The organism is Aquamicrobium sp. LC103, assembly GCF_001014615.2.
Taxonomy (GTDB): domain Bacteria; phylum Pseudomonadota; class Alphaproteobacteria; order Rhizobiales; family Rhizobiaceae; genus LBCQ02.
Map to the genome: position 1 here is coordinate 201,364 of NZ_LBCQ02000004.1, position 26,362 is coordinate 227,725.

Genomic DNA, 26,362 nt, shown 5'->3' on the forward strand with positions numbered 1-26,362 from the left:
AGAATTCCCTCAGCATTGCGGCCCGGCGTTTGGCGGCTTGCCTATCTGCCCGGTTGCTTTTGATTGATGATGTCCTGGGCCTTGAGCCAGCCCGGCGAGCCTTGCGGCAGTTTCTGCTGGGCGCGCGCGGCGAAGATCTTCGCGTCCCGGATGCTGCCCGAATAATAGTGGCCCTCGGCCGTTGCAAGCTCCGCCTGGGCGATATCGCCGAGCTGGCCGTGAGCCTGGGCAAGGTAGCGATAGCCGGCGGCGAATTCGCGTGCCTTGCTGAGGCCGGTCTGCAACTCGCTGACCGCCTTGCGTATCTGGTCGGGCTGTCCGGTCGCCAGCAGGGCCTGGCCATATCCGATCTGGATGATGCCGGACCTGTTGGGATCGAGGCTGAGCGCGCGGGCGAAGGACTGGGCGGCTTCGGCCGGCCGGTTCGCCTTGATCAGGATTTCGCCGCGCATCTCGTGGAAATAGGGATTGCGCGGCTGCGCCTGGATCAGCGCGTCGATCTTGGGCAGCGCGCCGCGCGGATTGCCGGCGAGGAAGGTGCTGATCGCGTCGCCATAGCGCGCCGCCAGGCTGCCGCGGTCGTTGCGGAAGAGGCGCGAGGTTGCCGCCTGACCCTGCGTGTAGGCGGCGATCTTGGCGCGTATCAGATCGTGGCGCTGCTGGAGCGCCGGCGGATCGGTGCGGTCGAAATAGCGGCTCTGGCGGGCGAGCGTCTCCAGATTGGCGATGCGCTCGCGCGGGACCGGATGGCTGATCTGGTAGGGATCGACGCGGGCGCCGGAAAGCGAGAGCCCGTCGGCGAGCCGCTCGAAGGTCGCGAGCATGCCGCGCGCCGACTGGCCGGTGCGCTCGAGATAGGTGATGGCCGAACGGTCGGCGGTGATCTCCTCGGTGCGCTGATAGGCGAGCAGGCTGCGCCGCGCCGCTTCGCCGCCGCCCATGGCAAGGCCGGCGCCGGACTGGGCGAGGCCCTGGGTGCCGCTGGCCGCGCCGGCCACCGCGGCACCTATGCCGAGGATCGTCGCCACCACCGACATCGTCTGCGCGCGCGCCATCTGGTCGCGCAGGCGCTGCTGATGGCCGCCGGCGATATGGCCGGCCTCGTGGGCGAGCACGCCGATGATCTCGTTGGGGGTCTCGGCGGTCATCAGGGCGCCGGTGTTGATGAATATCCGCCTGCCGGCGACGAAGGCGTTGAAGGAGGGCTGGTTCACCAGCACGATCTCGATGCCGGAACGGGAGAGGCCCGCCGCCTTCAGGATCGGCGCCGCATAGTCGCGCACCAGCGCCTCGATCTCCGCGTCGCGCACGATGGGGACGCGCTGCTGGGCCTGCGCGGAGGAGAGCGGAAGGAGCGTGGATTGAATCGCCAGCAGCGCCGCCGCCACAAAACGGGCGGGCCGTGCCAGAATCGATGCGGCAGCGGAGCGTGATTTCATGCCTCGCACTGGTATCCGACGGGAAGCTTGAAGGAAAGACGCTGCGCATTTTCTCATGAACTTGTGATCCCCACATCAATAGGGCATTTGTGCGGCGCGGCGGCGAGCCGCGGAACCAGGAGCATCCATGCCGATATCGATATCCAAACGCGGCGCGGTCGAGCCGTTTCACGCCATGGACGTGCTTGCCGAGGCTAACAGGTTGCGCGCCACGGGCAAACAGGTGGTTTCGCTGGCGGTCGGGCAGCCCTTCGATCCGGCGCCCCCGATCGTCCGCGAGGCGGCCGCGCGGGCGCTGGCGACGGGCAGCATCGGCTATACCGACGCCCTTGGCCGCGCCTCGCTGCGCCAGGCGATCAGCCGCCACTACCGCGACCATTACGGCCTAGCCGTGCCCGCGGAGCGAATCGTCGTGACGACCGGCTCCTCGGCGGGTTTCAACCTCGCCTTCCTCGCCATGTTCGACGCGGGCGACCGCGTGGCGATCACCGAGCCCGGTTATCCGGCCTATCGCAACATTCTGGCCGCGCTCGGCCTGGAAGTGGTCGAAATCCCGCTCGGCGGACATGGATATCTGACCGCGGAGCTGCTGGAGGCCGAGCACCGAAAGGTGCCGCTGAAGGGCGTCCTGTTCGCAAGCCCCGCGAACCCGACCGGCGCCGTCATTCCCGCCGAGGAGTTGCGCAAGCTGCTGGCGGCTGCGTCCGATCTCGGCGTCGCGGCCATCTCGGACGAGATCTATCACCGTCTTTCCTATGTCGGCGAGGACATGAGCGCGCTCGCCTTCGACGACAGCGTCGCGGTCATAAACTCGTTCTCGAAATATTACTGCATGACCGGCTGGCGGATCGGCTGGATGGTGCTGCCCGAACCGCTGGTCAGAACGGTCGAGCGGCTGCAGCAGAGCCTCTATATTTCCGCGCCGGAGCTTTCGCAGATCGCGGCGGAGCGGGCCTTCGACGCTTCCGGCGAACTCGACGCGATCAAGGAGCGCTACCGGCTGAACCGCGAATTGCTGCTCGCGAGGCTGCCGGCGCTCGGCCTGCCGGTCGCCGCCCCGATGGACGGAGCCTTCTACGCCTATTGCGACGTATCCCAGCACACCAACGACAGCATGGAATTCGCGAGGCGCATGATCGCCGAGGCGCATGTCGCGGCGACGCCCGGACGCGACTTCGACACGCGCGAAGGCCACCGCTTCATGCGGTTTTCCTATGCCGGAAGCCACGAGGACATGATCGCCGCAACCGACGCCCTGGAGCGCTGGCTGAACGGATAGCAGCGGAACGACCATAGGCTGAAAAGCAGAAAACCGGCCCAAAGGCCGGTTTTCAATGCCGTTTTCGTTCTCAGCGGCTCTGACGCGATCAGAAGAAGCCCTTGCGCTGCCACCAGCCGGTCTTGCGCTGCTTGGGCTCGTCGCTCCCGGCTGCGGCGTCGGACGAAACCACCACCGGCTCCGCCTCCGCGTCCGCGACCTGCTCCCCGGCGTCGACGGGGGCCGCCGGCTCGCTGGAGGTTTCGGATTCGGTTTCCGCAGCCGCCGCCTTGCGCCTGGGCGCGCGCTTCGGCGCAGCCTTCTTCTTGACTGCCGGCGCCTCTGCTTCCGGTGCTTCCGGCTCAGGCGTAGCAAGTGCGGCCTCGGCTTCCACGACCTCGGGCTCCGGTTCCTTCTTGGCGCGCTTCGTCGTGCGCCTCGGCTTCTTGGCCTTCGGCTCCTCGGCGACTGCCTCGGCCTCGGGCGCTTCTTCGGCCGAAGCGTCGCCCGTGCTCGTCTCCACTACGGAGGAGGCCTGTTCCACGGCCGCCATGGCAGCTTCGTCCACGTTCGGCACTTCGGCGGAGACGGTTTCGGCAATCACCTCGGCTTCGGCAGCCTCGGCGACCGCACCGGCTTCCTGCTCCGCGTCCTCCTCGTCGCGACGATTGCGGCGACCACCGCGCTTGCCGCGGCGGCGCTTCTTGCGGGAACCGTCATTGCCGTTCGCGTCGTCGTCGGCAAAGGCTTCCGCGTCGTTCTCGTCGGCATCCTCGTCGCCGTCGGTGTCGGCGGCAGCGTCTTCCACCGGCGCGGCCTCTCCCGGCGCCTGCTGTTCGCGATCGCGGTCGCGGCCGCCACGCCGCCGCCGCCTGCGGCGACGCTTGCGCTGGCCTTCGCCGTCATCGCCGCCGCGCGGCTGCTCGACATGGCTCTCGGCCTCGTCAGCTTCCTCGGCGGGCACTTCCTCGTCCTCGACCAGATCGTCATCGAGATCCGCGACGGAGATGGAGGGCGCCTCGATCGTGACGGGGCGCTCCACCGGCGCGCCCTTGAAGATCGCATAGTGCTGCGAACGCACCGTGTCGTCGGCTTCCACCGTGATCGTCAGGCCGAAACGCGCCTCGAGCTCGGCAAGCATGGAGCGCTTGTGATTGAGCACGTAGATCGCCGTCGAGGTCGGCGTGCGCACGGTGATGTGGTTGCGATTGTCCTTGAGCAGGAATTCCTCGATCGCACGCACGACGAGCAGGGCGACCGACGATTCGGAACGGACATGGCCGGTGCCGCCGCAATGCGGGCAAGGCTGCATCGTCGATTCCAGCACGGAAGCACGAATCCGCTGGCGCGACATCTCCAGGAGGCCGAAATGGGAGATGCGGCCGACCTGGATGCGGGCGCGGTCGTTCTTCAGGCAATCCTTGAGCTTCTTCTCGACCGAGCGGTTGTTGCGGTTCTCCTCCATGTCGATGAAGTCGATGACGATCAGTCCCGCCATGTCGCGCAGGCGCAACTGCCGCGCGACCTCCTCGGCCGCTTCCAGATTGGTCTGGAGCGCGGTGTCCTCGATCGAATGCTCTTTGGTGGAGCGGCCGGAGTTGACGTCGATGGCGACCAGCGCCTCGGTCTGGTTGATGATGATGTAGCCGCCGGACTTCAGCGTCACCTGCGGCTGCAGCATGCGGTCGAGCTGGGCCTCGATGCCGTTGCGCGCGAAGATCGGCGCCTTGTCGCGATAGGGCTGGACGACCTTCGCATGGCTGGGCATCAGCATGCGCATGAAGTCCTTGGCCTCGCGATAGCCGTCCTCGCCTGCGACGAGGATTTCATCGATGTCCTTGTTGTAGAGGTCGCGCACCGAGCGCTTGATCAGGCTGCCTTCCTCGTAGACGAGGGCAGGGGCGGTCGATTGCAGCGTCAGGTTGCGGACGTTCTCCCACATCCGCATCAGATATTCGTAGTCGCGCTTGATCTCGGCCTTGGTGCGGCTTTCGCCAGCCGTGCGCAGGATCACGCCCATGCCCTGAGGCACTTCGAGATCCTTGACGACGTCCTTCAGGCGCTTGCGGTCCTGCGCATTGGTGATTTTGCGCGAGATGCCGCCGCCGCGCGCGGTGTTCGGCATCAGCACCGAATAGCGGCCGGCGAGCGAGAGATAGGTGGTGAGTGCCGCACCCTTGTTGCCGCGCTCCTCCTTGACCACCTGCACCAGCAGGATCTGGCGGCGCTTGATGACTTCCTGGATCTTGTAATGGCGGCGCGGCGGCTTGCGGCGGTCGCGCACCTCTTCCATGGCGTCGCCCGCGCCGACCGATTCGACCTCGCCGTCATCGCCGCCGGCGCCGTTCGCATCCTCGCCGCCCGCGTCGTCGGCGTCGTCGCTTCCACGGCCCTCGCCGACGTCCTCGGCGATCACGTCGGCATCGACGGCCTCGGCCATCACCGAACCGCCGTCGTCGTCGTGCGTGCCGTCCTCGGAGGCCTCGGCGCCGTCTTCCGCGTCCGAAGAAGCGTCCGCGCGCTTTTCATCGCCGCGGCCACCGCGGCTCCGGTTGCCGCGACGGCGGCGGCGGTTGCGGCCGCGCTCTTCCGATTCGTCCGAATCCTCGTCTTCCGCGGCGGCGGCTTCTTCCTCCGCCCGCAACAGCGCCTGACGGTCGGCGACCGGGATCTGGTAGTAGTCCGGGTGAATTTCGCTGAAGGCCAGGAAGCCGTGGCGGTTGCCGCCATATTCGACGAACGCCGCCTGAAGCGAAGGCTCCACCCGCGTGACGCGGGCGAGGTAGATGTTTCCTTTTAGCTGCTTCTTGTCCTGCGACTCAAAGTCGAATTCTTCGATGCGGTTACCGCGAACGACAACAACTCTCGTTTCCTCCGGGTGGGAGGCGTCTATAAGCATCTTGTTGGGCATTATTTCTTTTCTCCCCGGTGCGGGCAGACACGGGGAAGCGCGCTGGGGCATGCGGCTTTCTTAACTGTCTTGCCGGCGATCCGGACATTTGCGGGTTCGCAAGACACTGCCGAAGCGCACCGCCCAAACCGGCCGCGGCCGGAACGGCGCGGTCATTTCCGGGTTTGGGTGGCGATGCGGATGGGGCCATTCGTGTCTTACGAAACCTTTTCAACCAAGATCCGGCGGTTGCCGGACCGTTCTCTGCTGCTCTGACCGAGCCGGCGCGGAACTCACCGTTCCGGCCGTTTTCATCACTCAAGGGTTCCTCGTTGCCGGAAACGCCTTGAAGAAATTCGGCGGCATCGCCCGCGCCTGCAGCGATCGCGTCTCGGACCGATTGCAGGCATTGCGGTGATCCAACCTCGCTTTTATGATTTGGCGAAGGTCATGGCAACCCCGATTTGGATGCCGGCAAAAGTGGCGGGAAGGAGTCTTCCACGGTTCGCCCGGCTTTGCGGGCTCCTTAAATATTTGATTAACCATCACCGATTACCAGTCGTTAACCGCGCGTATTTCGGATTTTCAACGTTTGAGTCATCTTGGGACGCAATGCAGCCGTGCTCGTTTCCAGCAAGCGATAATGTCACGACGCGTGGATGGGGCCTTGCCGTCCCGGATTTCGCGCAAACCGTGAAGTCGGCCTGCTTTCTCCTTCTGGTTGTCCTTTGCGCCGTCGCGGCGAGGGGCGCGTCCGCGCAGGAAATACTCCAGGCCGACGGCTACAAGATGGCCGGCGACGCCTCGCGCGTGCGCATCATCATGCAGTTCGACCGCGAGCCGGAGGTGCGGTGGCTGCTGCTGCGCAATCCGCACCGGCTGGTCGTGGACCTTCCGGAAACGGCCTTCCGATTCGACGAGGCCGAGCTGGAGCCGCGCGGCATGGTGACCGACGTGCGTCACGGCAATCTGGAAAGCGGCGCTTCCCGGGTCATCGTCTCGATGGACACGCCCTTCGAGGTCGAGCATTTCGAGGTGGTGCAGAACGAATCATCGCCCGGCTACCGGCTGGTCGCCGACATCGTCGCCAGCTCGGAAAAGGCGTTCGAGGCCGCGCTGAGCGACCAGATCGGCACCACGGGCGCGACGCAGACGACCCGCAAGGTGGACCGCCTCGCGACCCCGACAAAGCCTGAGACACGCAAGTTCACCGTCGTGGTCGACGCGGGGCATGGCGGCATAGACAGCGGCGCCGAAAGCTCGAAAGGCACGCTGGAGAAGACGATAACCTTGGCTTTCGCGCTCGAGTTGAAGAAGCGCCTCGACGACACCTCCAGATACGACGTCTATCTGACGCGCGACAGGGACGTGTTCCTGCGCCTCGACGAGCGCGTGCGCATCGCCCGCCAGCACGAGGCCGACCTGTTCATTTCGGTGCATGCCGACACGATCCGCCTGAAGGGGATCAGCGGCGCGACGGTCTACACCGTCTCCGACAAGGCTTCCGACGCGGAAGCGGCGGCGAAGGCGATCCGCGAGAACCTCTCCGACGAGATCGCCGGCATCGAGGTGGAGGAGCAGAATCAGGGCGTGGCCGACATCCTCGTCGACCTGATCAGGCGCGAGACCCACTCCTTCTCCATGCGCTTCGCCCGCTCGCTCGTCGGCGAATTGTCGAATTCGATCGAGATGATCAACAATCCCCATCGTTTCGCCGGTTTCAGGGTGCTGCGCGCGCCGGACGTGCCGTCCGTCCTGCTGGAGCTCGGCTATCTTTCGAACGAAGCCGACGAGGTGAAGCTGCGCGATCCGAAATGGCGCGCCAAGGCCATTGACAGCATCGTCTCGGCAATCGACATGTTCGCCGCGGCGAAAGCCGGTGCGGGCGGATGAAACGCGGCGGCGGCAACCCTTGCGGCCATCGTTGCAATGGCACAACACTTTGTGGTTTAATTTCAAAATCATGCAGAAGCTCTTTTCGGCCGCCGCATTTTGCCCACATGGGCGGAGCACGAGCGTGACTTGAAGAGCGGAAGGCAGATAGCGATAGCGCTACGGCACGCCGCGAGGATCGTACCGGATCCGTAGACTGGAGTGGGCATGATACGTCTCATCGGATATTTCTTCGGCATCGGCATCATGCTGGCGTTGCTGGTGGCGGGTGGCGTGGCGATGTATATCGGCCACCTCACCAAGGATTTGCCCGACTACGAAGTGCTCGCCAAGTACGAGCCGCCGGTGACGACCCGCGTCCACGCCTCCGACGGCGCGCTGATGGGCGAGTTTGCCCGCGAGCGGCGCCTCTACCTTCCGATCCAGGCGATCCCGGACCGCGTCAAGGCCGCCTTCCTTTCGGCCGAGGACAAGAATTTCTACAACCATCCCGGCATCGACGTGACGGGCCTGGCGCGAGCGGTCATCACCAACGCCCAGAACATGGGCTCCGGCCGCCGCCCCGTCGGCGCGTCCACGATTACCCAGCAGGTGGCGAAGAACTTCCTGCTCACGTCGGACCAGACGATCGAGCGCAAGGTGCGCGAGATGCTGCTCTCCTTCCGCATCGAGCAGGCCTATTCGAAGGACCGCATCCTCGAACTCTATCTCAACGAGATCTTCTTCGGCCTAGGCGCCTACGGCGTCGCCGGCGCGGCGCTGACCTATTTCGACAAGTCGGTGAACGAGCTGACGGTCGCGGAAGCCGCGTATCTGGCCGCGCTTCCGCGCGGTCCGTCGAACTATCACCCGTTCCGGCACACCGAGCGCGCGCTCGAGCGCCGCAACTGGGTCATCGACCAGATGGTCGCCAACGGCTATGTCGAGACCGAGGAGGCCGATAAGGCCAAGGCGTTGCCGCTCGGCGTCACGCCGCGCCGCGGCGGAACCTACCTGTTCGCGGGCGAGTATTTCACCGAGGAGGTCCGCCGCGAGATCATCGCCCGCTATGGCGAGGACGCGCTCTACGAGGGCGGGCTGTCCGTGCGCACCACGCTCGATCCGGAGATGCAGCTCATCGCCCGCAAGGCGCTTCAGCACGGGCTCATCAAATACGACACGCTGCGCGGCTATCGCGGACCGGTCACCACGGTCTCCGTGGAGGGAGACTGGGGCGTGCCGCTCGGCGAGGTGCCCCGGTTGAGCGACGTGCCCGAGTGGAAGCTGGGGGTGGTGCTGGAATCCTCGTCGGAAGGGCTGAAGGTCGGCCTGCAGCCTGCCCGCAAGGCCTCGGGCGAGCTCGTGGAAGCGCGCGATATCGTTTCCGTCGCCGCCAAGGACATGAGCTGGGCGCTGCGCCACACGGTGGACGGCAAGCGCGTCAAGGCCAATTCGCCGGCCGGCGTGTTGAACCCCGGCGACGTCGTCATGATCGAAAACCCCGCGCTCACCGCGGCCAGCGGCGAGGACGGCAGGGACGAGGTCAAGGAGATCCCGGCCGCGGGATGGGTGCTGCGCCAGGTTCCGGAGGTTTCCGGCGGCATGGTGGCGATGGACCCGCATACGGGCCGCGTGCTCGCAATGGTCGGCGGGTTCTCCTATTCGGAGTCCGAATTCAACCGCGCGACGCAGGCCTACCGCCAGCCGGGTTCCTCCTTCAAGCCGATCGTCTACGCGGCCGCACTCGACAACGGCTATACGCCCGCCTCGGTGGTGCTCGACGGCCCGATCTCGATCAAGGTCGGCAACCAGGTGTGGGAGCCGAAGAATTATGGCGGCGGCTTCGCCGGGCCTTCGACCCTGCGCGCCGGCATCGAGCGGTCCCGCAACCTGATGACGGTGCGGCTCGCCAACGACATGGGCATGAACCTCGTCGCGGAATACGCGGAACGCTTCGGCGTCTACGACAAGATGCTGCCGGTGCTGGCGATGTCGCTCGGCTCCGGCGAAACGACCGTCATGCGCATGGTCTCCGCCTATTCGGTGATGGCCAATGGCGGCAAGCAGATCAAGCCGTCGCTGATCGACCGCATCCAGGACCGTTACGGCAAGACCGTCTACCGCCATGACGAGCGCCCCTGCGAGGGCTGCAATGCCAATACCTGGCAGGAGCAGTCGGAGCCGGAGCTCGTCGACAACGCCGAGCAGGTGCTCGACCCGATGACCGCCTACCAGATCACCTCGATGATGGAAGGCGTCGTCAGCCGGGGTACCGCCGTCACCGTTTCCGAGCTCAAGCGCCCGATCGCCGGCAAGACGGGCACGACCAATGATGAGAAGGACGCCTGGTTCATCGGATATACGCCGGACCTCGTCGTCGGCCTCTATCTCGGTTACGACCGGCCGACGCCGCTGGGCAAGGGCTCGACGGGCGGCGGCCTCGCCGCTCCGATCTTCAAGGAGTTCATGGCCGAGGCGCTGAAGGACACGCCGCCGGTCGACTTCCGCGTGCCGGAAGGCATGAAGATGATCGCCGTCGACCGCAAGTCGGGCATGCGCGCCTCGCAAGGCGCCTCGGGTGCGATCATGGAAGCGTTCAAGCCCGGTACGGGGCCGGCCGACAGCTACTGGGTGATCGGCATGGATTCCAACCAGGAGGAGCGCGCCAGGGAAATCTCTCCGCAGGCGAGCGAGGCGATCACATCCGGTTCGGGCGGCGGCCTCTACTGACGTCAAAAACCATAGGAAAACGGCCACGCAGGCGAATGACTGCGTGGCCGTTTCACTTTACAGCACCTGGCCACCCCCCTATGTTCCGGCCCGATTCATCAACCAAGCAGAAACGGACAGCGAAGCTGCCATGCGAGCGGAAACCGAAAATCTCGTCGACGAAATCAAGCAGGCCATAAGCCTGCTGAGGAGGCATCTTTGACTGGGATCAGGCCGTAAAACGACTTGATTACCTGAACATGCGCGCGGAGGACGCCGATCTGTGGAACGATCCGCAGGAGGCGCAGAAGCTCATGCGCGAGCGCCAGACCCTCGACGACAACATCAAGGCCATCACCGGGCTCAATCAGGCGCTGGAGGACAATGTCGGCCTGATCGAGCTGGGCGAGGAAGAGGGCGACGCAGCCGTCGTGCAGGAAGCCGAAGCGGCGATCAGATCGCTGCGCGGCGAATTGAAGGCCCGCCAGATCGCAACCCTGCTTTCGGGCGAGGCTGACGCCAACGACACCTATCTCGAGGTGCACGCGGGTGCCGGCGGCACGGAAAGCCAGGACTGGGCGAACATGCTGCTGCGCATGTACACCCGCTGGGCGGAGCGTCGCGGCTTCAAGGTCGAGGTGATGGAAATCCACGACGGCGAGGAGGCGGGCATCAAGTCGGCGACCGTGCTGATCAAGGGCACCAACGCCTATGGCTGGCTGAAGACGGAATCCGGCGTCCACCGCCTGGTGCGCATCTCGCCCTACGATTCCAACGCGCGGCGCCATACCTCCTTCGCGAGCATCTGGGTCTATCCGGTCATCGACGAGTCGATCGAGATCGACGTCTCGGAATCTGACGTACGGATCGATACCTACCGCGCCTCCGGCGCCGGCGGCCAGCACGTCAACACCACCGATTCAGCCGTCCGCATCACCCACATCGCGACCGGTATCGTGGTGCAGTGCCAGGCCGAGCGATCGCAGCACAAGAACCGGGCCAAGGCATGGGACATGCTGCGCTCGCGGCTCTACGAAGAGGAGCTCAAGAAGCGCGAGGCGGCGGCCGACGCATCGGCGTCGTCGAAGACCGACATCGGTTGGGGGCATCAGATACGTTCCTACGTGCTGCAGCCCTATCAGCTCGTGAAGGATCTTCGCACGGGGGTGGAAAGCACCAGTCCGCAGGACGTGCTCGACGGCGATCTCGACGAATTCATGGAAGCGTCGCTGTCCCAGAAGATCGAGGGTGCTCCCGGCCAGCCGGTCGCGGATCTCGACTGATCGAGGTCAGGGCTGCATCAGCTTCTTGACGGTCCTGCCGGCCTTCAGGAAGCGTACGGGATCCAGGGGTTCGCCGTTTCGGCGGACCTCGTAGTGCAGATGCGGGCCGGTCGAACGGCCGGTCGAGCCGACCTTGCCGAGCACGTCGCCGGTGCTCACGCTCTCGCCAGCCTTCACGCCGATCCTGCTCATATGGGCATAGCGTGTGGTGAAGCCGTCGCCATGCTCGACCTCGACCATGCGGCCGTAGCCGCCGTTCCAGCCGGCCCTGATCACCTTTCCGGCCCCCGCGGCCAATACCGGCGTGCCGGTCGTGGCGCGGAAGTCCATGCCGGCATGCATGGCCGGGGCGCCGATCAGCGGATCGCGGCGGATGCCGAAGGTGCTGGAAACCGAGCGGCCGGGGGCGGGATTGTGGATCGGCAGGGCCTTGGTCATCTCCGTCACCGTCTCGAGCTTGCTGAGTGCCTGATCGAGTTCGCGGACGCGCATGTCGAAATTGAGCGGCTGAACCGGGAGAAGGGGGCCGCCGGTATCCTGGCCGCCTTCGTCGATGTCGACCTGGAGGCCTGCCTCTTCCAGCGCCTCGACGATGCGCCCGGTTTTCTCGAAGGCGTCCTCGGCGAGCATGTCGAGCCGTGCGATCTGCTCTTCCTCGATGTCCTGAAGCGACTGATTGATGGTCATGAACAGCCTGTCGGCCTGATCGGCGGCGCTTTCGCCGCCGGAATGGCCGTGGCGGGTTTCCCAGAACGCCGATGAAAAGGGCGCGGGCTCCGTGCCGCCGGTCACCGAGGCGTAGGCGGTGGCGGCAGAACCCAGGCGCGCCTGGCGGTCCGGCTTGCCAGCGGGAACCGGAGCCGAGTTCGGCAATTTGGCGTCGCCGATCCGGTCGAGGATCGGGGATATGCGCCCGTGGCGCTGCGTGAGCTGGGCCTGGCGCTCCAGCAGCTCGGTGACCTTGCTCTCGACGAGATGCTGGTCGAGCATCTGGCGACTGGTGATGCGGTCGACCTGTGCGCGGAGCATCGAGATGCGGTCCTCATAGGCCTGCTGCATGCGCGCCTGACGTGCGGCGGCCGCACCGATCAGGTCGTCGCGCAGCACGAGATAGGAGGTGGCGAGCAGGTAGCCGACGGCGGCGGCGGCCACCACGGAGCCTGCGAGCGCGGCCATCCAGGGCCGGATGGTGAAGTGCCGGATCTGGTCTCCGCGCGCGATGATGACGGTATGAGGCTCCCTCCGCCTGCCAAAGACCGAAGCCTGCCGATTGTCTGTCACGAATCCTACCCACGCCGAAAGATGTCAGGTCCCGATTACACATTATTAGGGTTAACAAAGCTTTTCGGCGGGACGTTCGCGCGGCCGCGAAGCCGGCCTACAAGAAAAATGCCCCGATGGCTGATCGGGGCATTTTTACGTCCTGCGGCTGCAGGATCAGTCGAGGAACAGAAGCAGAAGTATGATGATCGGGATCGGTATGCCGATCATCCACAGAAGCAGTCCTCTCAGCATTTCCTTCTCCGTGGTCTTGCGGTTCTCGTTCCTTGAAGGGGGAACGTACGGAGAGACGAGAGGTTCCTGCTTCGCCGTCGGGAACCTATCGGTTCGATTTCACCGCCTGGAGCACTTCCTCGGCATGGCCGGGAACCTTCACCTTCTCCCATTTCCGGACGATCCTGCCGTCGGCGCCGATGAGATAGGTGGTCCGCTCGACGCCCATGAATTTGCGTCCGTACATGCTCTTCTCGACCCAGACGCCGTATCCTGCGAGCACCTTCTTCTCTTCGTCGGCGGCAAGCATGACGGTCAGGTCGTGCTTTGCCTTGAATTTGTCATGGCTCCTTGCCGTGTCCGGCGACATTCCGATGAGAACCGCTCCGAGCTTCTCGAATTCGGGCTTGAGAGCGGAGAAGGCGAGGGCTTCCGCGGTGCAGCCGCTGGTGTCGTCCTTGGGATAGAGGAACAGGACGACCTGCTTTCCGCGCTGCGCCGACAAGGAAACGGTCGTGCCGCCGTCTCCGGGAAGTTCGAAATCCGGTGCGGTGTCGCCGATATTGAAGTTTGCCATGGGATCGCCCTTCTGTGAGGTTACGCGTCAGGAGGCGACAGATATAGTGGCTCCCCAAGATTCGTCCATTACGGAAAGGTCGGCAGCGAACTGGTGCACGGCGACGCCCCGCAACACGAGAAAATACGCTTCAGGCGTAACGAAATCGCTCGTCTCGACGCATTGCCGTCTGCCGCGCCCACGCCGGCTCCCACCAGGGCGCGGCGGCCGCTGTGGTCACGGCTGACGAGAACGCTGACCTATGTCGTGCTCGCGAGCCTCGTGCTGTCGATCGCGGCGATCGGCGCCGTCTACTTCGCGGCGCGAAGCGGGGTCGGAAACGAGCGGCTCCAGCGCGAAGCGCAGGCGGCGATCACCGCGCTTGCGGGCACCAGGGTAACCACCGCCATCGGCAGCACCCGTTTCTCGGTCGCCAAGGGGCGCCGGGTGGGCATCGAAATCCGCGACGCTGAAATCGCCTCCGCCGAATCGAACGCGACGATGATGAGCGTGGGTTCGCTGCGTTTCGGCTTGAGGGCGCTGCCGCTGCTGCGCGGCGAGGTGAAGCTCGGCAGCGCGCATCTGGGCAATGCCCGTATCATGATGGAAGCCTTGCCGCGCGCGGACGGGCAGGGCGTCGGCCTGCATTTCCTGAACGAGGACGGGCTGCTCGATCCCGATGTCGCCGCGGCCCTGGTGTTCGACAGCCTCCACCAGGCCTTCGACGCGCTCCAGGCCAGCGGCACGGACGAGATCGACCTGGAAAACGTCGAGATCGTCTTCGGCAGCGGCGAGAACGAGCGCCGCCTCTTGGTGGAAAGCTCCAGGCTGTCGGCGCCGGCAGACGGCCAGCTCGCCATCTCGGCACTGCTGCGCTGGGGCGAGCGGGTGGTGAAGCTCGAGGGAACGGCCTCGCGCAACGCCGGTGAGCGGCGCATCGAGCGCCTCGCGATCACGACGAATTCGGAAGCGCCGGAAATCGTGGTGGCCGGCAATGGCGCCGCGGTCGAGGACCCCAACGTGCTGGGAAATCTGAACGTCGAGATCACCGGCGCGGAAGGGTCGGGGGCTCCAAACCGCCTGTCGTTCAACGCGCATCTTGCCAACGCGGTCTTCGACATGGGCCGTCCCGGCCAGATGAAGATCGATGCCGACATGACCGCCACGGTCGTCGGCGGCACGAGGAAGATCGAGATCGAACGGGCGAGCGTCACCAGCGGGCGGTCGCGCTGGCAGTTTCACGGCGCCGTCGGCCCCGCGCCGAAGGCGAGCGGCGAGCGGCCGCACTACCGCTACGAGCTGGTCAGCGACGGTTCGGTGATCTCGCCGGAAGGTTCGTCCGAGCCGGCTTTGCCGGTTCTCGCCCGCATCGCCGGCCGCTACGAAGGGCCGGCCCGCATTCTCGACGTCGACGAGATCGGGCTGCGCACCGCCCAGGGCGAGGTCACCGGCTCGGCAGAGGTGCGGTTCGAGCCGGGCAAGTCGCCGGGCCTGCAGCTCAATGTCGACGTCACCGACATGCCGGTCAGTCATGTCAAGCAGATCTGGCCGTTCTTTGCCGCGCCCGGCGCGCGCAACTGGGTATCGAAGAACGTCTATGGCGGGCGCGTTGTCGAGGGCAGCGTGCGGCTCGGCGTTCCGCCGGGACGCATGGGCAACGGCATCCCGTTCGACGGCGACGAGGTCTCCGGCCGTTTCGCGATCGCGGGAACCCGATTCGACATGGCCGGCCGGCTTCCGCCGATGCGCGACGGCGACGGCGTCGTCGAGTTTCGCGGGACGGATGTCGACATCGCGCTCAATTCGGGCACCGTTTTCATGAGCGACGGAAGGACCGTGAATGCAAGCGCCGGCACGCTGACGATCCGCGACGCGCATCTGAACCCGGTGATCGGCAAACTGCGGATCGGCGTCGACGGGCAGGCGCCGGCGATCATGGCGCTGGCCGGCTACGAGCCGATCAATGTCGAGCGCTTCGTCGATCTCAAGCCGGGGGAGCTGTCGGGCGAGGTGAGCGGAACGGTGTCCGCCGATATTCCGCTGACGCGGAACGTCCCCGTGGAAAGCCTCGGATGGAAGGTCGAGCTCGACTATTCCGACCTCGCGCTGGCAAGGCCGTTCGAGGGCATGACCGTCACGGAGGCGAAGGGGCGGATCGTCGTCGAGCCGACGCGCGCGGCGATCGACGCGGATGCGAAGCTGAACGGCGCGGCCTCCAAGGTGCATCTGGTGTTCCCGCTGGGCAACAGCGAGATTGCGCGAGAGCGCAAGGTCGATCTGGTGCTGGACGACAAGGCGCGCGATGCGCTCGCGCCGGGCCTCGATGTCGTTCTGGGCGGGACCGCGCTGGTGCAGGCGGTGGCCGCCGGCGAGGGCAAGGAGGCCATCACGGCCGACCTTTCCCGTTCCACCCTCAAGGTGCCATGGGTGGGATGGAGCAAGGGAACGGGCATACCCGGAACCGCCAGCTTCACCATGGAGAGGCGCGGGAGCCGGACCGAGCTTTCGGATTTCCGGGTCAAGGGCGACACGTTTTCAGCCGCGGGCGCGATCTCGCTCGATCGCGGCGGCGTGTCGAGCGTCAAGCTCAATTCCGCCAAACTCAACCGTACCGACGATTTCTCCGTGGACGTGAAGCGGCAGGGCAGCGGCTACAACGTCACCATACGCGGCAATTCGATCGACGTGCGTTCGGTCATCAAGATGTTGACCGCCGACGCGGAGGGAGCCGCCAAGTCGGTCGAGGGCGTGCCCGTGACGGTCGATCTCGCGGTCGCGTCCGCGATCGGTTTTCACGGCGAGACATTGCGCGACGTGACGCTGAGCTATCGGGGCAACGGCCCGGTGACCGATGCGCTGGAGTTTTCCGCCACCACGCGCAACGGGCGCAAGGTGACCTTCACCGACGGCAGGGCGGGCGGCGCACGCAACATCCGCATGCAATCCGCCGATGCCGGCTCGATACTGCGGTTCCTCGACATTTACGAGCGGATGGAGGGCGGCGACATCACGGTTGCGCTCAAGGGCAGCGGCGGACCGCTCTCCGGGCAGGTGGATGCGCGCAATTTCTGGGTCGTCAACGAGCCGCGGCTGAGTTCGCTGGTCTCCACGGCGCCGGCCAGCGACGGGCGCACCCTCAACGACGCGGTACGCGGCGAGATCGACGTTTCGCGCGTGCAGTTCGAGCGCGGCTTCTCGGTCGTGGAGAAGGGAACGGGCTATCTCAATCTCGATCGCGGCGTGCTGCGCGGACCGCTGATCGGCGCCACCTTCCAGGGCTCGCTCTACGACAGGTCCGGCAACATGGCGATGACCGGCACCTTCATGCCGGCCTATGGGCTGAACCGGATCTTCGGCGAGATTCCGCTGATCGGCCAGATTCTCGGCAATGGCCGCGACCGCGGCCTGATCGGCATCACGTTCCGGCTCGCCGGCAAGGCGGGCGAGCCGGACCTTCAGATCAATCCGCTGTCGGTGATCGCGCCGGGCATCTTCCGCTCGGTGTTCGAGTTCCGCTGAAAGCGCTGGCGCGGCCGGTCAGACCGGCCGCACCAGGACGTGCTTCTTCCTGCCCATGGAAAGCTTGACGACGCCTTCGGCGGTCAGGTCCGCAACCGTCACGCCGCGGCGATCGTCGGAGACGGGCTCGTCGTTGAGGCGCACGGCTCCGCCCTGAACCTGCCGGCGCGCCTCGCCGTTGGAGGCGGCAAGGCCGGCCTTGACGAAGAGCGACAGAATGCCGATGCCGGCTTCCAGTTCCGACTTCGCGACCTCCACCGTCGGCAGGCTCTCGGCGAGCGCTCCTTCCTCGAAGGTCTTGCGCGCGGTTTCGGCGGCCTGCTCGGCGTTCTCGCGCCCGTGCAGCATCGCCGTCACCTCGGTGGCCAATACTTTCTTGGCCTCGTTGATCTCCGAGCCGCCAAGCGCGGCAAGCCGCGCGATCTCGTCGAGAGGCAGCGTGGTGTAGAGCTTCAGGAAGCGGCCGACATCGGCATCTTCCGTGTTGCGCCAGTACTGCCAGAAATCATAGGCCGACAGCATGTCCGGGTTGAGCCAGACGGCGCCCGAAAGCGACTTGCCCATCTTGGCGCCGGAGGCGGTGGTCAGCAGCGGCGAGGTCAGCGCGTAGAGCTGCTGCGTGCCCATGCGGTGGCCGAGATCGATGCCGTTGACGATGTTGCCCCACTGGTCGGAGCCGCCCATCTGCAGGCGCGTGCCGTAGCGCTTGCTCAGCTCGACGAAGTCGTAGGCCTGCAGGATCATGTAGTTGAATTCGAGGAACGACAGCGACTGGTCGCGCTCGAGCCGCAGCTTGACGGAATCGAAGCTCAGCATGCGGTTGACCGAGAAGTGCCGGCCGACGTCGCGGAGGAATTCGAGATAGTTAAGCGGGGCCAGCCAATCGGCGTTGTTGACCATGACCGCGTCCTTCGCGCCTTCGCCGAAGGTGAGATAGTTGGCGAAGACCCGCTTGATGGAGGCGATGTTGGCGGCGATGGTGTCGAGCGTCATCAGCTTGCGCGCCTCGTCCTTGAAGGACGGGTCGCCGACCATGCCGGTGCCGCCGCCCATCAGCGCGATCGGGCGATGGCCGGTTTGTTGCAGCCAGTGCAGCATCATGATCTGAATGAGCCCGCCGGCGTGAAGGCTCGGCGCCGTCGGATCGAAGCCGATATATGCCGTCACGGTTTCCTTCGCGAAGAGGTCGTCGAGGCCGGTTTCATCCGAGATCTGGTGGATGAAGCCGCGCTCGGAAAGGGTGCGCAGGAATTCGGATTTGAAGGACATAATTCGGTTCTTTCCGGTGGAGAAGTTCGTCGTTCCGCCTTGCCGATGGCAAAGCCGATGGCGCGCCTTTAGCATCAAGAGGGGCGGAATCACAAGAAACGTGACATGGCACGCGAAAGTCGACAGGAAAAATGACCTCGGCACTCGGCCTGATGAGCGGAACCTCGATGGACGGCATCGACCTGGCGATGCTGGAAACCGACGGCGAAGGCGATGTGAAGCGCGGGGCCAGCATGTTCGTGCCCTACGAGGCCGTGTTTCGCCGAAGCATCGAGGAGGCGCTGGAGACCGCGAAGCGGATCGAGAAGCGCGACGAGCGGCCGGGCGACCTCGCGGCGCTGGAGCGCGAGCTGACGATGCGCCATGCCGAGGCCGTCCGGCGTTTCGCGGCCGCGCATCCGGATGCGAGGATCGACGTCGTCGGCTTTCACGGCCAGACCGTCCTTCACCGGCCGGAAAGGGCGCTGACCGTGCAGATCGGGGACGGGGCGCTGCTGGCGCGCGAAACCGGCCTGCCGGTGGTCTACGACATGCGCGCCAGGGACATGGAGCATGGCGGGCAGGGCGCGCCGCTGGTGCCGGCCTATCATGCCGCGCTCGCCGCCTCGCTGCCGGCCGGCCTGGCCCGGTTTCCCGTCTGCTTCGTCAATATCGGCGGCATCTCGAACGTGACCTACGTGCCGAAGCGGGACGACCCCGTCGCCTTCGACAGCGGGCCCGGCAACGCGCTGATCGACCAGTGGGTGGCGAGCCAGGGCGGCGTGCCCTACGACGCCGACGGCATGATCGCCAGCGAAGGCGGTGTCGTGCGCAGCGTGGTGGACCGCTATCTCGACAATCCCTTCTTCGAGAAAGCCGGTCCCAAATCCCTGGATCGAAACGATTTTACCCTGGAGATCGCGAGCGGTCTCGAATTGTCGGACGGCGCGCGGACGCTGGCGGCCGTTTCGGCGGAGGCGATCCTGAGGTCGGCCGAGCACATGCCCGAGCCGCCGAAGCTGTGGATCGCCTGCGGCGGCGGCCGCAAGAATCCGCACATCGTCGGCGATTTGCGGCAAGGAGCGGCCGCGCATGGCGCGGAGGTCGTGCTTGCGGAGGATGCCGGCCTCGACGGGGACGCGATGGAGGCGGAGGCGTGGGCGTTTCTGGCGGTACGCTCGCTGAAGGGCCTGCCGCTGACCTTTCCGACGACGACGGGCTGCAGGAAGCCCGTCAGCGGCGGCGTGCTCGCCCGCCCCTGAGGCATCGTCCACGGGGATTGTCATCGAAGCTTTATGGTCGCGTCACCCGGCCGACATGCGCGGCGCCTAGCACTTGCGCATAAGTCATTTCCAACCGGGTCATCATCATGAAACCTTCGTTGCTCGCGGCTGTCGCCGCCATTGCCCTCACGACCGCTCCTTCGCTGGCGCAGGAAAAGGAATTTCCCGCGACGCTTGCCGGCCATGCGATCCTGCCGGCCGAGACCTTCGTCGCCGCGCCGGAGAACGCGCCCGAGCACATGAAGGTCTCGGGCAAGTTCACCACGCCCGACCGCCGCCGCACGGAAGAGCTGGGCACCGTTCCCGGCATGGACGGTCACCGCCCGACCAATCTCTCGCTTCCCTTCGACGGCCAGCCGGTCCAGGGCTTTTCCGGGATCAAGGCCATGGAGGACGGCACGTTCTGGTCGCTCTCCGACAACGGGTTCGGCAACAAGCTGAACTCGCCCGATGCCATGCTGATGCTGCACCAGCTTCGCTTCGATTGGGACGGCGGCGAGGTGGAAAGGCTGCAGACGGTGTTTCTGACCGACCCGGACAGGAAGGCGCCGTTCCCGATCGTGCTCGAGGGGTCCGACAACCGCTTTCTCACCGGCGCCGATTTCGACGTGGAATCGATCCAGCCGGTGGCGGACGGCTTCTGGATCGGCGAGGAGTTCGGGCCCTACCTCCTGAAGTTCGATGCGGAAGGCCGCCTGACGGACGTGTTCGAGACCGTGGCCGACGGCAAGCCGGTGCGTTCGCCCGACCATCCCGCGCTGGCGCTGCCGGGCAGCCCGACCGGAAAAATGCCGTCCTTCAACCTGAAGCGCTCGGGCGGCTACGAGGGCCTGGCGATGTCGAAGGACGGGAGCAAACTCTACGGCATGCTCGAAGGTCCGCTTTTCCTCGAAGACGGTTCGGTCGAGCAGGCGGACGGCCGGACGGCGCTGCGGGTCATCGAATTCGACGTCGCCAGCAAGGAATGGACCGGCCGGAGCTGGTTCTATCCGCTTGCCGAGGGCGGCGAGGCGATCGGCGATTTCAACATGCTCGATGCGACGACCGCGCTGGTCATCGAGCGCGACAACGGCGCGGGCGTCGCCGCGAATGCCTGCGCGGACGCGAACGACCCGAAGCCCGACTGCTTCGCCAAGCCGTCCAAGGTCAAGCGCATCTACAAGATCGAGATGAGCGACGACAATGTCGGCGGCGCGGTGCGCAAGATCGGCTATATCGACCTGCTCAACATCGCGGATCCGGACAACAGGAAGCGCCAGGGCGGCGGCGACGGTTTCTACGACATGCCGTTCGTGACGATCGAGAATGTCGACCGCGTCGACGAGAACCACATCATCGTCGGAAACGACAACAACCTGCCGTTCTCGGCCGGGCGCGCGGTGGATGCGGTGGACGACAACGAGTTCGTGCTGCTGGAAGTCGGCGAATTCCTGAAAGCGGAATAAATCCTGACTGTTATGTCCGCTTTCTCATGAATGGAAAAAGGGACTCCGGAACGATCGGGGCCCTTTTTCTGCCCATTGTTCGTCTGCGAAAGTCCGTCGGAATGACCGGCGAGCGCGGTCCGGGCGGGCGGAGACTCGATCTATTCGCCGGTCAGACCGCCATAGCGGCGCACCATATGAGCCATCTCCGCACTGGCCGGCTTCGGTTCCTTCGCCAAGCCTTCGGCGACACCGGCGCGATCCGTGACGGGACGGTTCTGGCTGACTTTCCATTTGCCGTCGATGGCGGCGATCTCGATCTCAAGTCCGACGATGCCCTTGAGCTGCGCCTCTATGAAGGCATCCGGCGCGTCCGTGACCTTCCACGGCTCGGATCGTTCCGCTTCGTGGCCGGCCGTCAGCTCGGCGATCTGCCCGGCAAGCCAGTCCCGGTCGTCGATGATGCGCGGGCGGCCGCGCACCTGCACCATGGCGTAGTTCCAGGTCGGCACGACCTTGCCGGTTTCGCGCTTGGTCTCGTACCAGGACGGCGTCACATAGGTGTCGGCGCCCTGGAAGACGACCAGGACCGGCGTTTCGGGATCGTCCGCTAGCATGCGCCACTGCGGATTCGCCTTGGCGAGATGCGCCCGCAGCGTGCCCTTCGGCGACGCTCCGGCGTCGAGCAGGAAGGGCAACGGATTGGCGACCGGCCCTTCCGGTCCGTTCGAGACAAGCAGCCCGAGCGGATGGGCGGTGATCAAGGCATGCAGAACGTCCAGCCGCGTTTCGATGAAATGGGGAGGCTGGTACATATCGTTGCCCTTCCTATCTGAGCCGTTTCGGCCGTGGGTCGGCGAGCTCGCCGGCAAGCCGCCGGTCGAGGTAGTCGGCGCATTCCTCGATCAGAACATCGGGGTCGTTCGAGAAGAAATGGTTGGCGCCCGGAAGCGTCTTCTGCGTGATGGTGATGCCCTTCTGGGTGTGCAGCTTGTCGACGAGACCCTGCACGTCCTTCGGCGGCGCCACCTTGTCGGCATCGCCGTGGATGATCAGCCCGGAGGAGGGGCATGGCGCCAGGAACGAGAAATCATAGGTGTTGGGCTGCGGCGCGATCGAGATGAAGCCTTCGATCTCGGGGCGGCGCATCAGGAGCTGCATGCCGATCCAGGCGCCGAAGGAATAACCGGCAACCCAGCAGCTCTTGGAATCGGGATGCAGCGACTGCACCCAGTCGAGCGCGGCGGCGGCGTCCGACAATTCGCCCGTGCCGTGGTCGAATTCGCCCTGGCTGCGACCGATGCCGCGGAAATTGAAGCGCAGCGTGGTGAAGTTGCGCTTCTGGAACATGTAGAAGAGGTCGTAGACGATCTTGTTGTTCATCGTGCCGCCGAATTGCGGGTGCGGATGAAGAATAATCGCGATCGGCGCGTTCTTTTCCTTCGAAGGCTGGTAACGACCCTCGAGACGTCCGGCCGGACCTGCGAAAATGACCTCTGGCATATCTGCTCCAGTTACTGCCGCTCCACGGACGTCGCTCGCCACCCCGATTTCGGGGGAAAAGGCCGAATGGCCTTGACGTAAGGCGACCGTCTTCTTAGAAGCTAGTTTAGAATTGTTCAAAACTCGACGGGCAAGCCCATCTGGTTTTCGAAGCGGGTAGATAGGACGGCTGGCCTTGCAATTTCAAGGAAAAACGCCGACTTCCCGGTGATTGCGGCCTGAAGGAGAAGATTTGCGGTCATGGCGGTGACGCGCACCTATCTCGACTACAATGCAAGTGCTCCGCTTTTGCCGGCGGCGCGCCGGGCAATGCTTGCCGCGCTCGAGATAGACGCCAACCCGTCTTCCGTCCATGCCGACGGGCGCGATGCGCGACGGATGATCGAGGATGCGAGGCGCGACGTCGCCGCGCTCTGCGCGGCGAAGCCCGAGCATGTCGTCTTCACTTCCGGCGCGACCGAGGCCGCTTCCACCCTGCTTACGCCCGATTGGAGGATGGGGCGCGCGCCGCTGCGCGTTTCGCGCCTTCATGTCTCGGCGACGGATCATCCCTGCATTCGCGGCGGCGGGCGTTTTCCGGCCGATATGGTGGAAACGATCGGGGTCGACGCGAACGGCGTCATCGACCTTGCCGCGCTCGAAGCCGCGCTCGCGCGGCACGACAGGCAGGGCGGCCTGCCGATGGTCGCCGTGCACGCGGCCAACAACGAGACCGGCGTGGTCCAGCCGATGCGCGAAATCGCCCGCGCCGCCAAGGCGGCCGGCGGCATCGCCGTGATCGATGCGGTGCAGGCTGCGGGGAGAGTTTCTCTCGATATTTCAGAGCTTTGTGCCGACTTCCTTATTTTTTCCTCGCACAAGATCGGCGGACCGAAGGGCGCCGGCGCGATCGTCGGCGCGTCCGACCTGATGATGCCGGTCCCGCTCGTCAGCGGCGGAGGGCAGGAAAAAGGCCACCGCGCGGGCACGGAGAACCTCGCCGCGATCGCCGGTTTCGGGGCGGCCGCGCGCGAAGCGCTTGCCGCGCTGGAGGAGGCCGGAAGGGTCGCCTCGACGCGTGCCGTCTTCGAGGATGCGGTGAAGGAATTGGTGCCGGACGCCGAAATTTACGGTGCCGACGCAGAACGGCTTTGCAATACGGTTTTCTTTGCGATACCCGGCCTCAAGGCCGAGACCGCGCAGATCGCCCTGGATCTCGCCGGGATTTCCCTTTCGGCGGGCTCAGCCTGCTCTTCCGGCAAGGTCGGGCCGAGCCACGTGCTCAAGGCGATGGGCGTGGTCGACGGCATGGGCGCGTTGCGCGTCTCGATCGGCCGGGATACCGGCGAAGCCGAGCTTTCGGCGTTCCGCGAGGCGCTGGCCGGCCTTGTCGCGCGGCGCGCCACAAGGACGAGCGCGGCCTGAGGCGGCGACGAAACCCGGACCGCGACGGTCCGGCGAAACTCGTGTCGGAAGGAATTGCATCGCTGGTGGTGCAATTTCGCTCCGCACACCTTAAATAGAGCGCATACCGCCTGTAGGCGGCCATATGCGATATCGACAACTGCCGGGCCTTGACCCCGGCGAGGATGGAGAGCGCCGATGCCTGCTGTGCAGGAGACGATCGAGCAGGTCCGCAAGATCGACGTGGACCAGTACAAATACGGTTTCGAGACCGAGATCGAGACCGACAAGGCTCCCAAGGGTCTCAACGAGGACATCATCCGCTTCATTTCGGCGAAGAAGGGCGAGCCCGACTGGATGCTGGAATGGCGGCTGGGCGCCTATCGCCGCTGGCTGACGCTGGAGGAGCCGACCTGGGCGCGGGTGAGCTACCCCAAGATCGATTTCCAGGACATCCATTACTACGCCGCGCCGAAAAACCAGTCCGGCCCGCGTTCGCTCGACGAGGTCGATCCCGAGCTGCTCAAGGTCTACGAGAAGCTCGGCATTCCGCTGCGCGAGCAGGAAATCCTCGCCGGCGTCCAGAAGGACCCGGACGACGAGAGCGCCAACGACAATGTCTACAAGTCGGGCCGGGTGGCAGTCGACGCCGTGTTCGATTCGGTTTCGGTCGTCACCACCTTCAAGGAAGAGCTCGCCAAGGCCGGCGTGATCTTCTGCTCGATCTCCGAGGCGATCCGCGAGCACCCGGAGCTGGTCCAGAAATATCTCGGCTCCGTGGTGCCCACGACCGACAATTTCTACGCCACGCTCAATTCGGCCGTGTTCACCGACGGCTCGTTCGTGTTCGTGCCCAAGGGCGTTCGCTGCCCGATGGAACTGTCGACCTATTTCCGCATCAACGAGAAGAACACCGGCCAGTTCGAGCGCACGCTGATCATCGCGGAGGAGGGCGCCTACGTCTCCTACCTCGAAGGCTGCACCGCGCCGCAGCGCGACGAGAACCAGCTTCATGCCGCCGTGGTCGAGCTGATCGCGCTGGACGACGCCGAGATCAAGTACTCGACGGTGCAGAACTGGTATCCGGGCGATGCCCAGGGCAAGGGCGGCATCTACAATTTCGTCACCAAGCGCGGCGACTGCCGCGGCGACCGCTCCAAGATTTCCTGGACGCAGGTCGAGACCGGCTCGGCGATCACCTGGAAGTACCCGTCCTGCATCCTGCGCGGTGACGACAGCCGCGGCGAGTTCTATTCGATCGCCGTGTCCAACGGCCATCAGCAGATCGACTCGGGCACCAAGATGATCCATCTCGGCAAGAACACGTCGAGCCGGATCATCTCCAAGGGTATCTCGGCGGGCCAGTCGAACAACACCTATCGCGGCCAGGTCTCGGCCCACCGCAAGGCGACGAACGCCCGCAACTTCACCCAGTGCGATTCGCTCCTGATCGGCAATGAGTGTGGTGCGCACACCGTGCCCTATATCGAGGCGAAGAACGCGACGGCGAAGTTCGAGCACGAGGCGACGACCTCGAAGATCTCGGAAGACCAGCTCTTCTACGTCATGCAGCGCGGAATTCCCGAAGAGGAAGCGATCGCGCTGATCGTCAACGGCTTCGTCAAGGAAGTCATCCAGGAACTGCCGATGGAGTTCGCCGTCGAGGCGCAGAAGCTGATCGGTATTTCGCTGGAAGGCTCCGTCGGCTGATCCGAACGCAAATTTTTCAGGAAGAACCAAATGCTTGAAATCAGAAACCTGCACGCCAAGATCGCCGATACCGACACCGAGATCATCCGCGGCCTGAACCTCACCGTGAAGCAGGGCGAGGTCGCCGCAATCATGGGGCCGAACGGCTCGGGCAAGTCGACGCTTTCCTACATCCTCGCCGGCCGCGAGGATTACGAGGTGACCGAGGGCGACATCCTCTACAACGGCGAATCCATCCTGGAAATGGACCCGGCCGAGCGCGCCGCCGCCGGCATCTTCCTCGCCTTCCAGTATCCGATGGAGATACCGGGCGTGGCGACGATGGAGTTTCTCAAGGTCGCGATGAACTCGCAGCGCAAGGCGCGCGGCGAGGACGAGCTGAAGATTCCCGATCTGCTGAAGCGCGTGAAGGAAGCCGCCGGCGCGCTCAACATCGAGATGGACATGCTCAAGCGCCCGCTGAACGTCGGCTTCTCCGGCGGCGAGAAGAAGCGCGCGGAAATCCTGCAGATGAAGCTGTTGGAGCCGAAGCTCTGTGTGCTCGACGAGACCGATTCGGGCCTCGACATCGACGCGCTCAAGATCGTGTCGGAAGGCGTCAACGCGCTTCGCTCGCCCGACCGCGCGATCGTCGTCATCACGCACTATCAGCGCCTGCTCGAGCACATCGTGCCGGACAGCGTGCACGTGCTCTACAAGGGCCAGGTGATCAAGTCGGGCGACAAGAGCCTCGCGCTCGAGCTCGAGCAGAACGGTTATGCCGGCGTCATCGACGAGGCGGCGTAGGGGGT

At 65.2% G+C, this 26,362-nt stretch carries 17 protein-coding genes; 10 read left to right on the top strand and 7 right to left on the bottom strand.

Annotated elements, in window-relative coordinates:
* Positions 1-41: 41 nt before the first annotated feature.
* Complete coding sequence (locus XW59_RS09770) at positions 42-1,439, bottom strand: M48 family metalloprotease (protein ID WP_047144760.1); 1,398 nt, start codon at positions 1,437-1,439, stop codon at positions 42-44.
* A gap of 127 nt (positions 1,440-1,566) precedes the next feature.
* On the opposite strand from XW59_RS09770, the gene XW59_RS09775 reads away from it, so the two are divergent.
* Entirely contained in the window at positions 1,567-2,718 is a 1,152-nt protein-coding gene (locus XW59_RS09775) for an aminotransferase class I/II-fold pyridoxal phosphate-dependent enzyme (RefSeq protein ID WP_047144761.1), read from the top strand.
* 88 nt (positions 2,719-2,806) lie between these two features.
* Here XW59_RS09775 and XW59_RS09780 read toward each other — a convergent pair whose 3' ends face one another.
* A complete protein-coding gene (locus tag XW59_RS09780; RefSeq protein WP_047144762.1) occupies positions 2,807-5,608 on the bottom strand; it encodes a ribonuclease E/G in 2,802 nt (933 codons plus the stop codon).
* A gap of 672 nt (positions 5,609-6,280) precedes the next feature.
* Here XW59_RS09780 and XW59_RS09785 point away from each other — a divergent pair.
* The 3 genes from XW59_RS09785 (at position 6,281) to prfB (ending at position 11,451) form a co-directional block, all read left to right on the top strand.
* Entirely contained in the window at positions 6,281-7,480 is a 1,200-nt protein-coding gene (locus XW59_RS09785; protein ID WP_047144966.1) for an N-acetylmuramoyl-L-alanine amidase, read from the top strand.
* A gap of 207 nt (positions 7,481-7,687) precedes the next feature.
* On the top strand, positions 7,688-10,189 hold the full coding sequence (locus XW59_RS09790; RefSeq protein WP_047144763.1) for a penicillin-binding protein 1A: 2,502 nt from the start codon (positions 7,688-7,690) through the stop codon (positions 10,187-10,189).
* Between the two features lie 130 nt (positions 10,190-10,319).
* Positions 10,320-11,451 (top strand): peptide chain release factor 2 gene (gene prfB / locus XW59_RS09795; protein WP_136068093.1). Its coding sequence is split into 2 segments (ribosomal slippage): positions 10,320-10,385 and positions 10,387-11,451, totalling 1,131 coding nucleotides; the frame shifts between segments, so codons are not numbered across the junction.
* A 6-nt stretch (positions 11,452-11,457) separates the two neighbouring features.
* Here prfB and XW59_RS09800 read toward each other — a convergent pair.
* Both XW59_RS09800 and XW59_RS09805 read right to left on the bottom strand, forming a co-directional pair.
* Positions 11,458-12,732 (bottom strand): M23 family metallopeptidase, encoded by a 1,275-nt coding sequence (locus XW59_RS09800; protein ID WP_047144765.1) that lies wholly within the window; start codon positions 12,730-12,732, stop codon positions 11,458-11,460.
* Positions 12,733-13,051: 319 nt separating this feature from the next.
* Positions 13,052-13,522 carry a peroxiredoxin gene (locus XW59_RS09805; protein ID WP_047144766.1) on the bottom strand — a complete coding sequence of 157 codons (471 nt, stop codon included), beginning with the start codon at positions 13,520-13,522 and terminating at the stop codon, positions 13,052-13,054.
* Between the two features lie 93 nt (positions 13,523-13,615).
* Between XW59_RS09805 and XW59_RS09810 the strand changes: the two genes are divergently transcribed.
* Positions 13,616-17,020, top strand: a complete 3,405-nt coding sequence (locus XW59_RS09810) for a DUF3971 domain-containing protein (RefSeq protein ID WP_047144767.1) — start codon at positions 13,616-13,618, stop codon at positions 17,018-17,020.
* Between the two features lie 18 nt (positions 17,021-17,038).
* Here XW59_RS09810 and tyrS read toward each other — a convergent pair whose 3' ends face one another.
* Positions 17,039-18,292: a tyrosine--tRNA ligase gene (gene tyrS, locus XW59_RS09815; protein ID WP_047144967.1), complete on the bottom strand. Its 1,254-nt coding sequence runs from the start codon at positions 18,290-18,292 to the stop codon at positions 17,039-17,041.
* A gap of 128 nt (positions 18,293-18,420) precedes the next feature.
* Here tyrS and XW59_RS09820 point away from each other — a divergent pair, with 128 nt between their 5' ends.
* Both XW59_RS09820 and XW59_RS09825 read left to right on the top strand, forming a co-directional pair.
* Positions 18,421-19,530, top strand: coding sequence for an anhydro-N-acetylmuramic acid kinase (locus tag XW59_RS09820; protein WP_047144768.1), 1,110 nt, complete (start codon positions 18,421-18,423; stop codon positions 19,528-19,530).
* Between the two features lie 107 nt (positions 19,531-19,637).
* On the top strand, positions 19,638-20,996 hold the full coding sequence (locus tag XW59_RS09825; protein ID WP_047144769.1) for an esterase-like activity of phytase family protein: 1,359 nt from the start codon (positions 19,638-19,640) through the stop codon (positions 20,994-20,996).
* Between the two features lie 140 nt (positions 20,997-21,136).
* Here the strand turns inward: XW59_RS09825 and XW59_RS09830 are convergent, their stop codons facing one another.
* Both XW59_RS09830 and XW59_RS09835 read right to left on the bottom strand, forming a co-directional pair.
* Positions 21,137-21,790, bottom strand: a complete 654-nt coding sequence (locus XW59_RS09830; RefSeq protein WP_047144770.1) for an FMN-binding negative transcriptional regulator — start codon at positions 21,788-21,790, stop codon at positions 21,137-21,139.
* A gap of 13 nt (positions 21,791-21,803) precedes the next feature.
* The gene (locus XW59_RS09835; RefSeq protein WP_047144771.1) at positions 21,804-22,478 is read right to left on the bottom strand and encodes an alpha/beta hydrolase; all 675 of its coding nucleotides are present in this window, start codon (positions 22,476-22,478) and stop codon (positions 21,804-21,806) included.
* Between the two features lie 240 nt (positions 22,479-22,718).
* Between XW59_RS09835 and XW59_RS09840 the strand changes: the two genes are divergently transcribed.
* From XW59_RS09840 to sufC, 3 genes are all read left to right on the top strand, one after another.
* Positions 22,719-23,882: a cysteine desulfurase family protein gene (locus XW59_RS09840; RefSeq protein WP_047144772.1), complete on the top strand. Its 1,164-nt coding sequence runs from the start codon at positions 22,719-22,721 to the stop codon at positions 23,880-23,882.
* 177 nt (positions 23,883-24,059) lie between these two features.
* The gene (sufB, locus tag XW59_RS09845) at positions 24,060-25,571 is read left to right on the top strand and encodes a Fe-S cluster assembly protein SufB (RefSeq protein WP_047144773.1); all 1,512 of its coding nucleotides are present in this window, start codon (positions 24,060-24,062) and stop codon (positions 25,569-25,571) included.
* Between the two features lie 30 nt (positions 25,572-25,601).
* On the top strand, positions 25,602-26,357 hold the full coding sequence (gene sufC / locus XW59_RS09850) for a Fe-S cluster assembly ATPase SufC (protein ID WP_047144774.1): 756 nt from the start codon (positions 25,602-25,604) through the stop codon (positions 26,355-26,357).
* Positions 26,358-26,362: the final 5 nt, after the last annotated feature.